Below are 12,832 nucleotides of genomic sequence, written 5' to 3' on the forward strand. Positions count from 1 at the left end.
AAGAATCCATGAAAAAAGAGCTAACTATTTGACTGTTAGAGACAAGAAACTTTGGTGATTTTCTGGTAAAATTCTTAATTTTTCTCAGCCCGATCATCTTTTGGGCTGATAGCCACTGGCGAGGAGCAAGGAATAATAGGGTGAGCCATCAGCGGACAACAATTTTTTTAACCTCTCTTTGTTCTCCATGCTTCAACTCCAGGATATACAGGCCGGGCGTCCAGGTTTGTGTCGACAACTCACGTTCTGTATTGGCGCCAATGGTGATGTTTTGCATGATCGCTACCCCGTTTACGGAATAAACATTGATTAACCCCCTGGTCGAAGAATGGATGTTGATTAGTCCATGGGCCGGATTCGGGTAAACATTTAACCGCTTTCCTGGTTCCGGCTCCACGCCTGTTATGCTAATAGGTAAGATGTTGCTGATTAGCTGCACGCCTCCGAGATTGCCTCCAATGGCAATGTCGGGTTTGCCATCACCGGTATAATCACCAGCGGCGACGGACAAATATTTGCCAAATTTCAGCGCAGTACCTTTCCCGTCGCGCTCCATCAGCAAACTTTCACGTTGTGTCCATTTGCCCCAGTCGCCTGAGTGAAATATTTTCAATAAGCCCGACTGATCTACCGTAAGCAGATCCGCCCGGCCGTCAAGGTCGATGTCCGCTACCGAAACCTGCACAGATCTACCCTCAAAGCTTGTGGGGATTCCTGCGAAGGACTCCGTCTCGAGTTTAAAAACCGGCTTGAGGGCGGTACCGGTATTGGTATAATAACTGATATTTCCCTGGGCCTTCCCCACCAGCAAATCGAGATCACCATCCCCATCAGCATCATAAAAAAATGGACTTTCACCGGTGAGCGTTTCCGAAGGTAATGTGATCACCACCGCATCCTGAAGACTTAACTGAACAGCTTCGCCGAGCCTGGCCTTATTGGGAATATAGGAAAACGACAACCCTCTGAACGACACCGATGAGAAGCCAAGGTCGGGTACCCCATCGCCATTATAGTCGGCCCACTGAGGCTTAAAGTTGTACGCGTCAAAAGTACGGGGAAGATCCAGGTAATTTTCGGATGACATCTCGTATTGTGGCATTTTGGCCGTTCCGGTATTTTTCAGATACCACAACGCGCCGCGGAATCCATTAATCCCTGGCATGCCTCCGGTACCAATGATCATATCCAAATCACCATCACCATCCACATCAAAGAAGGCTGGAGAAGCATTTTCTCCAACATCCAGCATCTGATCCTGAAGGAAATTTTTCTGGACGAGGGTGAATTTGGGTACGTTACTGGTTCCGGAATTATGGTAATACCAGTTAGAAGATCTGAAATCGCTCAGGTTGTTGTCATTAGACGCCACATTGGTAGATGCTAGCAGGTCTTTGACACCATCGAAGTCGACATCTTCCATGAAAGCTGCCGGAAATATGTGAAACAAAACAGGATCCGCTACAGGAAACCGATTCAAAGAGCTTGTGAAATTGGCGATGATTCCCTTTTCAGAATTTTTAATCATCGACAGATTTTCGCTGGAAACATGCCCCACCAGCAGATCCTTTGTGCCATCACCATCCATATCGTGTAGCAGTATCGTGTTCCCAGCATGCAACACCCTGCTGCCCGCATATTCCTTCACGCCACAATCCACGCCAAAAACAAAACCCGTTTCGGTATCGTTTTTACTAAAATTCCCCCAACAATCGCCATTACGTTTAAAGACCGGATTAGCGATTGTACCGAGGCTGTCTGGCACCCCGTACTTCTCCATACTGAGGTTTTGGTGCAGTTCGATAAAGCTACCTGAAAAATCAAAAGTGATCAGATCCAGGTCTCCGTCATCATCTATGTCTACAATGCCGGGGATGTCGGCTCCGGAAACCTGTAGATTTATCGGAACGGTAAACCCTTGAGAGTACAACGCATTGGCTTCCAGTTTCCAGGACCAGGTTTCCCCATTACGAATCTGCCGGTAAACCGTTATACCCAATGAAGTACTCACAAAGAGATCCTTAAAACCGTCCTTGTTATAGTCGGCCAGGATCATCCAGTTTTCAAAAGCAGGAAAAAATGACTGGTAATAAGGTGTATGAATAAAATTCATTTTCCCAGTGGCATCTTCCTTGGCAAGGAAGGTCGTAACGCTTCCGCTTGTGCGGTCAAAGACAACAAGATCCTCGATGGCATCGGCATTCAGAAACATCTTCGAAAATTGTGACGCATTGAGCCCCCCCGCCCAGGGATTAAGCAGTTTCTTGCCGTTGGCCGTCAATACCGTTGTAGTATCCAACCGAAACCACGCCTGCTGACCCTGGGTTCGTGAAATAATCAAGATAAAGAAAAGACTGAGCGTATATTTCGTAAGCATCACTGAAGATTAATCTATTAATTTTGTTTTCACAACGGGCCTGCGTCCTAATCGTAACGAAATAATATTCCATTTGATTGAGCCAAAGTACCATTAGTTTATCTGTTTGATTCAATACCGAACTACATCCATGCATATTTCCACCGAAGCGCTTTACAATATCTATAAAAAAGGACACGCGATTTCCACTGATACCCGAAAAATTACGCCGGATTCCATTTTCTTTGCTTTGAAAGGCGACAGTTTCGACGGCAACCAATATGCCGCCGATGCGCTGCATAAAGGAGCATCCTACGCGGTTGTTGATGACGAATCGGTTGCTATTGATGAGCGCTTCCTTCTGGTAGCGGATGTGCTTGCGGCCCTCCAGGATCTGGCACGGGCGCATCGGAAGACTTTTGAATTCCCGGTAGTTGCATTGACCGGCTCAAACGGAAAAACCACGACAAAAGAACTCATCTCCGCCGTTTTGGGAATGAAATACAATACCTATGCAACAAAGGGAAATCTAAACAATCACATCGGTGTTCCGCTGACGATTCTTTCCATTGACACTTCAAAATACGAAATGGCGGTGGTTGAGATGGGCGCTAACCACCAGGAAGAAATTTCGTTGTTGTGTAGCATCGCAATGCCAACCCATGGGCTGATCACCAATATTGGCAAAGCACACCTAGAAGGATTTGGAGGATTAAAGGGCATCATCAAAGGGAAGGGAGAACTTTTTGATTATTTGTCCAAAAAGAAAGGAACCGTATTCGTCAATGTCGAAAATGAGACCGTGATGGAAATGGCCAGCAAAAGACGAGCATTTGGAGAGATTATCTTCTACTGTTCCGAAAACAATCCTGTACACCCGGAATTGATCAGCGAAACTCCGTTTGTGCAGTTTAAAGGCAACAAAGGAAAATTGGTAACGACTCACCTTCCCGGTTCTTACAATTTTGATAACATTTGTGCAGCTCTGGCAATAGGTAACTATTTTGAAGTAGCAGACGAAGATGCATACGAAGCCGTTTCCAATTACTTACCGGACAACAACCGCTCTCAAATTGTAAAAAAGGGAACCAATACCATCATAATGGATGCCTACAATGCCAACCCGTCCTCCATGGCGGCCGCTATCGACAACTTTGCTCAATTGAATGCCTCAAAAAAGATCGTGATACTGGGCGATATGTTTGAACTGGGTGAAACCGCTCCCGACGAACATCTTGAACTTGGCAGGCGAATAGCGGCCAGGAATTTCGACATTGTTATCCTGGCTGGAAATCTGATGCAACATGCCCTACCCGCCCTGCCCAAAGCATACTACTTCCCCGACAAGTTTTCCCTGCACAATTGGGTGATGGATAATCCTCAGCAAAATGCCCACTTTCTCATCAAAGGATCCCGGGGCATGGCGCTTGAAAGTGTTCTCGGTATTATGCCTGGGTAGTTGTTTTAATTTTATAAATTACCGCTATATTCATATAGTACAAATTGATCACCATATAGACATTCTCTATATGGTTTCCTTTTTTATAAGAAAAAACAATTTCATTTGATTAAAACAAGTCTTTCCTTTCAAAGTACCATGCAAATCCTTGGCATAAGCAAGGTGGTATCGTAAGTTTGCAACACAAAATAGTACAATTAATAAACTTACGACAATCATGGCTAACAGGCTTTTATCGGTGGGATCGCAATTCCCGGAATTCAAGAAAACCTCAGTAGTTTCTCTTGAAAAAGGAAATGAATTTTACGACATTACTTCTGAGGATCATAAAAATGCCGAGAAATGGATGGTGATGTTCTGGTGGCCAAAGGACTTTACCTTCGTTTGCCCAACCGAAATTGCCGAATTCGGCAAACACGTTGATGACTTCGCAGACCGCGATACAATCCTGATCGGTGCATCTACCGACAGCGAATTCGTTCACCTTGCATGGCGCAAAAACCATGACGATCTTCGCGATCTTCGTTTCCCCATGCTTGCTGATACTTCAAAATCATTGGCAGAAGAGCTTGGAATTCTTGAAGCAAACGAAAAAATCGCTTACCGTGTAACCTACATCGTTGATCCTCAGGGAATCATTCGTTGGGTAAGCGTAAATGACCTTTCTGTTGGTCGTAACGTTAATGAAGTAATCCGTGTATTGGATGCGCTTCAAACTGACGAACTTTGCCCTTGCAACTGGGTGAAAGGTGAAGCTACGTTAGCATAGCTTATAAGTTTATGAGTTCATTAGTTTATGAATGGTGAGTGACCGATCATTGCACATGGACTCATAAACTTTAAACCAGTATTCACGAGTTGATGAGATTATGAGTGTCTAAATTAGGTACTCATAAACTTCAAACTCATAAACTCTATCAAAATGTATCCATTTGCAGCAACAGCGAATACCAAAGATTCTCTGTATAAAGAAGTTAATTTACCGGCTGATTTTGAAAGTGTGCTGATCAACAAACTGGCAGCACTGGATCACAGGTATCTGAAAGATCTTAAAATCAATTTGAGCAATGTTCTGAAATCGCAGAACATCAACCGGAAGGAATCACTATTGATCGCTTTGTCGGTAGCCATCAATGAAAAAAATGCAGCACTCATCTCTGCCATTGAAGAATTGGCAATACAAGAAGGTGCAGAAGAAAAAGAAATTGCGGAAGTAGCGGCATGTGTGTCCCTGATGAATGCGAATAACGTTTTCTATCGTTTCCGGCATTTTATGCACAAGGAATATTACGATACAGCACCGGCAGGCATCAAAATGAGCATTATGGTGAATCCGGTACTTGGAAAAGAATTTTTTGAATTGTTAAGCCTCGTTGTCTCAGCGCTGAACGGTTGCGAAATGTGCGTCACTTCGCACGAGCAGTCCGTATTAAACCACGGCGGTTCTCAGGCCCGTATATTTGACAGCGTTCGTATCGGCGCCATATTCAAGAGTTTTTCGGTACTCGTTTAACAGAATGAAAAAGACTTGCTCTAAAAACCTGGCAAGTCTTTTTCATTAAACACCTCTTCTTCAAATCATTAAGTCACCAATATTTTACCAAATCTCCTCCTTATGCGAAAGGAAATTATCTCGTGAATATTCCAAACATGGGCGACTGAACAATCCCCAACCGTTTGGCTGTGAATGGCAACCGCTCAAAGGTAATACTGTGAGGATTAATGTATAGCGGCCCAGTGCCTGGCTTATCTACGACCCATAAGATCATTAGCCTCCGCAACGGCCATAGTCCGGAAAACGCCCCTGTCATACTTATCCCCTGTTTTTTTTCAATCCCACTTACCATACTGACAGAAAGCTAGTTATGGACCACCCCTACCTGCTTTAGGCACCCTGGCTGATTCTTAACAATTCATTCATAACAATTTTTTCCTAAAAATATACAAAATATATACCTTTGAAGATAGAAATAGAAACGCATCTAAATGAAGAACCTCAGTTCTGCCTTAAACGATAAGGTCTGCGACCAGGATCTCTGGTCTGCCTTTAAGCAGGGAGACCAAATGGCGTTTGCGAATATTTACGAAAGGCACTTTATCCCGCTTATCAGTTACGGGTTCAAAATAACCAATGACAAGCATGTAATTAAAGATTGCATCCAGGATCTTTTCGTCGAGTTGTGGGAAAAGAGAAGCAACCTCACTGATGTCAATTCCATCCGTTTTTATTTGCTGAAATCACTCCGCTACAAGATCGTCCGGAATCTGGGGGCACGAAGTGAAGACACTCTGGATCATATTCATTGTGAGATACACGAGGAGAATTTCGAACTGGCTATGCTGCAAGACGAATATAATTCGTTTAAGTCCAGGCAATTGCATGTTGCCATCAATGGTCTGCCGAAGCGTCAGCGCGAGGCAATACAACTCCGCTACTTCCATAACATGAGCAACGAAGAAGTGGCGCATATCATGGGCATCAACTACCAATCTGCCTGTAAGTTCATTTATACAGCACTCAAATCGCTCCGCGACATGATGCACCTTTCCAGCTTTCTACCGCTGTTGATTTCGTTTTTTTGAAAAAAAGTTAAAAAAAATGGACTAAAAATAGTCGGTTTCTGCACTTGGTAATAAACCAAAGGTTTAGCCAATGTCCAAGGACTATTCAAAATACGAAATAGAAGATTTTGCTTTTGACGAATCTTTCCAAAAATGGGTACTCGGTGAAAATTCCGGACAACCTGGCTTTTGGGAAGCATATATTAGCGAAAATCCTCATCAGACAGACAAAATCCTGGCTGCCCGATTCCTTGTACAAGAGCTAAACTCTGACGAAAACGCGACAGAACTTTATACGGATTTGAAACAATCCATTTGGGGAGAAATTCAAAATAGAGTTGAGCCCAAAAAAGTAACGTTTTGGAACAGGCTATCCAGGTGGCAGATTGCAGCCTCCATCTTGTTAGCAAGTGTAGCCGTTATTGGTTTTTACAAGCTCTCGGCGACCTTAGGAGCCCGGGATACATTGCCAAAGGCTTTAGCTGCACAGGGTAAGGATCGCATCTTTGAGGAAGTCAACAGAACCGATAATGTATTGAAAATCTATCTGGAAGACGGAAGCAGGGTAAGCCTTGCCAAAAACAGCCGGTTGATCTACCCTAAAAAATTTGGCTCAAAAGAGCGCATTGTTCAGTTGAAAGGCGAGGCATTTTTTGAAGTCGCCAAGGACGCAAGCCATCCTTTCCTGATCTACGCAAATGAGACCGTCACAAAGGTACTTGGGACAAGTTTTCGGATACGGGCCTTTCACGCTGACCCATCTGTTGTTGTTTCCGTAACGACGGGCAAGGTATCCGTTTTTGCTCAGAAAGATCTGGATCAAAATGCAGCAACAGGTGGAGTAGTCCTTACGGCCAATCAACAAGCAGAATTCACAAGAAATCAGCAGCATTTCACCAAGACATTGGTGGATAAGCCCATCGTTTTGCCCGGTGAAAAGAACATTCAGTTCGATTTTAACGACACCCCGTTAAAGCAGGTTTTCGATTCTCTGCAAACCGCTTACGGCGTAGAGATTATTTACAATTTGGAATTGGTAGAAAACCGGACCCTCCGTGTAAATCTCGGCAACGAAAGCCTCTACGAAAAGTTGAACATCGTATGCAATACAATGGGAATGAGCTATCAAATTGTTGATGCGAAGATCATTATAGAAACGAACAGCAAACCCGATTCTTAAACCTTAACCCCAACGTAATATGATATAAAGTTGTAAGAAAAAAGTCAGCAATGTTGCAGCATTGCTGACTTCCAAAATCGCCTCCCTAAACCTCTTTGGCAAGAAGGGGGAGACATGTCTTGCCTATTCACATTTCCACGAACAATCAAAACGTATCAAAGGTATGCAAAAAGAACATTTACCTCTTAAAATCTTATTCGTCATGCTAAAATTCTCCGGCATACACATTATTCTGGTCCTTCTGACCTTAGGAATGAGCATGGCTAAGGATGGTCTGGCTCAGGATTTGTTAACCCGTCCTGTATCATTTGAGATTAGAAACCAGCACATCCGCACCACGCTGTCCCTAATTGAAAAATCGGCGAATGTAAAGTTTAGCTACGAACCTGCTATTATCCATAAAAATGAAAAGACTTCCCTGGTTGCTAATGGCGATCCGCTTGCCTTGGTGCTGGATAAGCTTCTCACTCCTTTAGGCCTGACCTACGCGGTCTCAGGAAAGTACATCATCCTGATGAAGAAAAATAAGACTCAGCAGGACGCATTGATCAATTCCATGGATAAAAGCAGCATTTCTCCCACTGAAACTAAAGTATCAGGAAAAGTGACGGACGAAAAAGGCGATGCACTACCCGGCGTCAGTATCCTGGTAAAGGGGACGGGAACAGGAACCATCACCGATGTGAACGGCATATACTCGATAGAACTGCCCAATACTACTGCAATACTGGTATTTTCATTTGTAGGATACGATAGCCAGGAAATAGAAACTGGATCCAACAAAGATCTTAACCTATCCTTAAAACCGTCATCAAGATCTTTTGAAGAAGTAGTTGTAGTGGGTTATGGTACGATGAAAAAGAGAGACATTCTGGGGTCAGTGGCAACGCTAAAATCGGACGATCTCCAAAAACTCAAACCTAACTCAATGGATGCGGCGTTGCAAGGTATGGCCTCAGGTGTCATGGTGACTTCAACGGGTGTTCCCGGAGCACCTGTACAGGTGAAAGTTCGTGGTATTAATTCCGTATCATCGAATACAGATCCTCTTTGGATTGTAGATGGGATACCTATTGTAACCGGTGCCATTGGGTCAGATTTCAACGGGTCTACCAACCAGAATATTCTTTCGATGATCAATCCGGCAGATATTGAATCCATGCAGGTACTCAAAGATGCGGCGGCCACTTCCATTTATGGTTCGCGTGGTTCCAATGGCGTCATTGTCGTTACCACCAAGAGTGGGAAAAAAGGAAAAAGTACGTTTGACGTAGATATTCGTGCAGGAGTAAGCAACTGGACGAAAACAGACATCGGGATCGCCTCGGGTAAGGAATTTGTGGAGATTATGGATCTCGTGCGAGGCAACAGTCGCTTATCTGGCTTGTATGAGCCTGTTCAGAGCCTGGGGCAGCTGGACACTTACCAGGCTTCCATGACAAGAGAACAAGCCATGAACACCAACACCAGATGGGCCGACGAAATCAGCCGGATGGGTAGCTTTTCCGACGTCCGGATATCCACGAGCAATGGTTCGGAAAAAACCAACTCCTATCTATCGCTGAATTACAGGAAAGACAATAGCAATCTCAAATTCGGAGATATGCAAACGCTTTCCGGCAATTTCAATATTAAACATAACCTGCTCAACAGCTTATCATTAGGATATAGAATGCTGGCATCTTACACGGATAATAACCGAATAAGCTCTGGTGACGGCAAGCAAGGTGCCGGAGGTTGGGGTCAAGTAAACTCCAATGCGCTTCCATGGTATAAAGTCTACGACGCAGACGGTGTCAATGGATATTGGAACCCACAATCAATGGTCAATCCGCTTGCCAGTATGGACCGCATACATTCTGAAAACAACCTGAAAGCATTGAACCTCCTGACAGGACTTACTGCCGATCTGAAGCTTCCGGTCAATGGCCTTGTCTTACACGGTGAACTGGGAATGAATTACATCAATAGCCAGGCAACGTCATGGATCAGTGAAAAAGTCCGCATACTGGGAAGCCGCGCTCAGGAAAGCAAAATAAACTCATCCACACTGAACTACAACACCTATTTAAATTACGACGCTTCTTTCCGAGATCACAATGTGAACGTGGTAGCTGGTGTGGAAGGCACACGGGCACGATCCCATTCTACAAATCTGACGGGCATTGGATTGGTTGGGACTTTTCATGAAATAGGTACGCCCACCACGCTCTCAGGTAGTAGTAGCCTGGGCAACGAAACTTATCTGATGGGGATTTTTGGAAGAGCTAATTACAATTTTAAGGAGAAATATTATGCGGGATTGAGTATGCGTCGCGACGGGATTTCGAAATTTATTAATGAAAACCGCTGGGCTACTTTCCTATCAGGGTCGTTGGGCTGGATTATCTCAGAAGAAAAGTTTTTCAACTTCGATGCAATTAATCTGTTGAAATTCAGGGGTAGCTATGGACAAACCGGGAATACAAACATCCCTACGGGAATCACGGGAGATATCTGGAGTAACCGTTCCGGCGACGGCACGCTGCAATTGACCAACTCTAAAATGCTTACCAACATAGGTAATCGGAATGTCAAATGGGAAACGACAAGCACCGTTGACTTTGGCATCGACTTTGGTCTGTTCCAAAATAGAATCAATGGCTCCGTAGCCTGGTACAACAAAAAAGTGGAAGATATGTTGCTTAAAGCGACGGTTCCGCTTTCCGCAGGCATACAACAAAGCAATTCGATCTGGCAGAATATCGGTGATATGAAAAGTTATGGATTAGAATTCGACATTGACGCCTTGCTGATCTCCAAAAAAGATTTCAAATGGAGAGTTGGCGGAAATTTCGCAACAAATCGGAATAAAGTATTAGCACTTACACCCGAATTGGACAATACTGGAAATGGCATATTTCCGTCAGAAACGGTGCGCGAAATCATCAAAACAGGATTGCCATTGGCCAACTGGTACATGGCTGATTATGCAGGCGTAGACGCCGAAAAGGGTATCCCTATGATTTATGAAATCGCAAAGCAGGAAGACGGCACCACGCGTCGCACGGGCAAAATAATACCAGCTACCACTACCAACCAGACTGCCAACAGGATGATTCTCGCCGGCAAAACTTCGATTCCGAAGATTACTGGTGGTTTTAACACGAATGTTACCTATAAAGGGTTTAACATGAATATGTTCTGGAATTTCGCAGCCGGTCATTACATCTACAACAGACTAAGACAAAGTCTGATGACACCCAATACCGGGTTGCTGACGCTTTCAGAAGAAATACTCACCGATACCTGGAAAAAGCCCGGAGATAATACCAAATATCCCATGACCACTTATGGCAACAGCTATTACTATAACAGCGACGGGAGTCCTTCCAATGTCCAGGTGCAGTATGGCAGCGAAAACATTACCCCCAACTCACTGTATCTGGAAAAGGGTGATTACCTGCGACTCAAAAACCTTCAATTTGGTTACAACATTCCTGTAAAGCTAACCGAGACCAGCCGCATAAAGGGGGTTTACGTCTATTTGAGTGGAACCAATTTGCTTACGTTCACAAAATTCTCCGGATATGATCCAGAGGTGAATATCATTGACGGCTCGTTAAGCAGCGTCGTGTTTGCTCTTGAAATGCCTCAGTCAAGGGTTTTCTCCGTTGGCGTAAGTGCTAAATTCTAACTATCAAAATATAGTAAATCATGAAAATATATAATAAGATTATCAAAACCTGCTGTATTTTTCTTACCACATTCTGGGTATCCTCCTGTAACAATTATTTTGAACTGGAAAGGCCTTTTCAGTTCCCATGGCAAAACGCGAAGGAGCTGGAACTGGGAGTTAGGGAAGGATATCTCCACCTGTCCAATGACCCTTGGTTCAACCCCATGGGATCGTTGTCAATGATTCAGTTTGGGCAATCGGACATTGTAAGGTTATTGCCAGAAGCCATTCAGGGAAACAATTATGCGACTCAATATTATAATCGCACCTACGCTACTGCGCCATCGGATAAGGAAGTGGCAGAGACTTTCAAATTCCTGTATTATATCATCACCAATAATAATGCCGCACTACAGTTGCTCAATGATGCGGAGAAAGAAGGAAGGGATCCTTTTGAAGGGATGGTAAATGCCGACCGCGAACTTGTCAAACGTTATAAAGGTGAATTGTATTTTATGCGCGGGGTAGCCTATTGGTATCTTGCAAGATTATATGCTCCTCCTTTCGATCCAAAAGGGACTAACGATACCCGTCATTTCGTTTTACGCACGGACTATGTCAAAACAGCAGAAGGATTGAAAGAACCTTATTTAGGGACGGTTGCAGAAGTCTGGAGTCTGATACAGAGCGATCTCGAAAAAGCAAAAGAATTATTGCCTGAAAGCTATGTTACAACCGAAACCCAACCGAAAGGAAGGGCCAACAAATTTGCCGCTTCCGGCATGTTGTCCAGGGTATATTTCATTACCGGGCAACACGCAAAAGCCAAAGCCGAATGTGATGTAGTACTGAGCAGTTCCATGTACGATCTTTCCGAAGATCCAATTGTCGCGTTTAATCGTACAGGAGCGCCAAATGCCCGGGAAGTGATCTGGGAAACCGCTTACGTGAGCCCAAGTACCCGATTTGACCGCACACCGGGTATTTATGGAAAAAATCTTTATAACAACAATAACAGGGGAGGCGATTATTCCACCTACACAATGGGATACGCAGCCTTGAAAGAAATTGGATGGATGGCCGACGGGCTTAAGGGCAATTACGCTGAAAACCCCGAGGCAAAGAAGGACAAACGTTATACGCAATTGTATAAGCGTTATGAGGAATACGGAGCTGTTGGCGGTGATCCCAATGCAACTTGTAAGGTGGCACGGCCAGAAGTATGGGTCGAAAAATATTTCCGCTCATCCAGCGGTCGCCATTCCAACCGGCCTATGATTAGACTGGCTGAAATCTACCTCACCCGCGCCATTCTTCGCTTTAATGCCGGAGATACACAAGGGGCTGCACAGGACCTGAACGTGGTTAGGAAGCGCGCAGGATTGAGCGACATTACAGCGGCTCAGATTACCGCCAGCGATATTCACAATGAACGTACCAAAGAATTGGCCAGTGAGCATGGCGACCGCACGTATTACTTGTTAGGATTACGGTTGCCATTGGGAATAGGCGACAGAGATCCGGCTCGTTTTTCGCCAGTCGTGGCACCTTATTCCGCATACTACTGGTCTGTACCGCTCATTGAGCAGCAACAAAATCAATCCTACAAATAGCGGT

General features: G+C 44.4%; 8 protein-coding genes. 7 read left to right on the forward strand and 1 reads right to left on the reverse strand.

Translation table 11 applies throughout. The features are described 5' to 3' along the window. Positions 1 to 148: 148 nt before the first annotated feature. A complete protein-coding gene (locus tag DYADSP32_RS13945) occupies positions 149 to 2,377 on the reverse strand; it encodes a T9SS type A sorting domain-containing protein (protein ID WP_149242164.1) in 2,229 nt (742 codons plus the stop codon). Between the two features lie 130 nt (positions 2,378 to 2,507). Here DYADSP32_RS13945 and DYADSP32_RS13950 point away from each other — a divergent pair, with 130 nt between their 5' ends. The 7 genes from DYADSP32_RS13950 to DYADSP32_RS13980 all read left to right on the forward strand — a co-directional run bounded on the left by DYADSP32_RS13950 (position 2,508) and on the right by DYADSP32_RS13980 (position 12,828). Continuing rightward, a complete protein-coding gene (locus DYADSP32_RS13950) occupies positions 2,508 to 3,815 on the forward strand; it encodes a UDP-N-acetylmuramoyl-tripeptide--D-alanyl-D-alanine ligase (protein ID WP_149242162.1) in 1,308 nt (435 codons plus the stop codon). A gap of 217 nt (positions 3,816 to 4,032) precedes the next feature. Beyond that, positions 4,033 to 4,584: a peroxiredoxin gene (locus DYADSP32_RS13955; RefSeq protein WP_149242161.1), complete on the forward strand. Its 552-nt coding sequence runs from the start codon at positions 4,033 to 4,035 to the stop codon at positions 4,582 to 4,584. Positions 4,585 to 4,737: 153 nt separating this feature from the next. Then, entirely contained in the window at positions 4,738 to 5,328 is a 591-nt protein-coding gene (locus DYADSP32_RS13960; protein WP_149242160.1) for a carboxymuconolactone decarboxylase family protein, read from the forward strand. 473 nt (positions 5,329 to 5,801) lie between these two features. Beyond that, on the forward strand, positions 5,802 to 6,398 hold the full coding sequence (locus tag DYADSP32_RS13965; RefSeq protein ID WP_149242159.1) for a sigma-70 family RNA polymerase sigma factor: 597 nt from the start codon (positions 5,802 to 5,804) through the stop codon (positions 6,396 to 6,398). A 70-nt stretch (positions 6,399 to 6,468) separates the two neighbouring features. Continuing rightward, positions 6,469 to 7,557, forward strand: a complete 1,089-nt coding sequence (locus DYADSP32_RS13970; RefSeq protein ID WP_149242158.1) for a FecR family protein — start codon at positions 6,469 to 6,471, stop codon at positions 7,555 to 7,557. 202 nt (positions 7,558 to 7,759) lie between these two features. Continuing rightward, positions 7,760 to 11,233 carry a SusC/RagA family TonB-linked outer membrane protein gene (locus DYADSP32_RS13975; RefSeq protein WP_414617757.1) on the forward strand — a complete coding sequence of 1,158 codons (3,474 nt, stop codon included), beginning with the start codon at positions 7,760 to 7,762 and terminating at the stop codon, positions 11,231 to 11,233. Between the two features lie 20 nt (positions 11,234 to 11,253). After that, on the forward strand, positions 11,254 to 12,828 hold the full coding sequence (locus DYADSP32_RS13980) for a RagB/SusD family nutrient uptake outer membrane protein (RefSeq protein ID WP_149242156.1): 1,575 nt from the start codon (positions 11,254 to 11,256) through the stop codon (positions 12,826 to 12,828). Positions 12,829 to 12,832 lie beyond the last annotated feature (4 nt).

The organism is Dyadobacter sp. 32 (assembly GCF_902506755.1).
Classification (GTDB): domain Bacteria; phylum Bacteroidota; class Bacteroidia; order Cytophagales; family Spirosomataceae; genus Dyadobacter.

Bases quoted from the DNA above. Each gene is read 5' to 3' on its own strand.
- DYADSP32_RS13945 (WP_149242164.1), bottom strand. From the start codon at position 2,377: ATGCTTACGAAATATACGCTCAGTCTTTTCTTTATCTTGATTATTTCA.
- DYADSP32_RS13950 (WP_149242162.1), top strand. From the start codon at position 2,508: ATGCATATTTCCACCGAAGCGCTTTACAATATCTATAAAAAAGGACAC.
- DYADSP32_RS13955 (WP_149242161.1), top strand. From the start codon at position 4,033: ATGGCTAACAGGCTTTTATCGGTGGGATCGCAATTCCCGGAATTCAAG.
- DYADSP32_RS13960 (WP_149242160.1), top strand. From the start codon at position 4,738: ATGTATCCATTTGCAGCAACAGCGAATACCAAAGATTCTCTGTATAAA.
- DYADSP32_RS13965 (WP_149242159.1), top strand. From the start codon at position 5,802: ATGAAGAACCTCAGTTCTGCCTTAAACGATAAGGTCTGCGACCAGGAT.
- DYADSP32_RS13970 (WP_149242158.1), top strand. From the start codon at position 6,469: ATGTCCAAGGACTATTCAAAATACGAAATAGAAGATTTTGCTTTTGAC.
- DYADSP32_RS13975 (WP_414617757.1), top strand. From the start codon at position 7,760: ATGCTAAAATTCTCCGGCATACACATTATTCTGGTCCTTCTGACCTTA.
- DYADSP32_RS13980 (WP_149242156.1), top strand. From the start codon at position 11,254: ATGAAAATATATAATAAGATTATCAAAACCTGCTGTATTTTTCTTACC.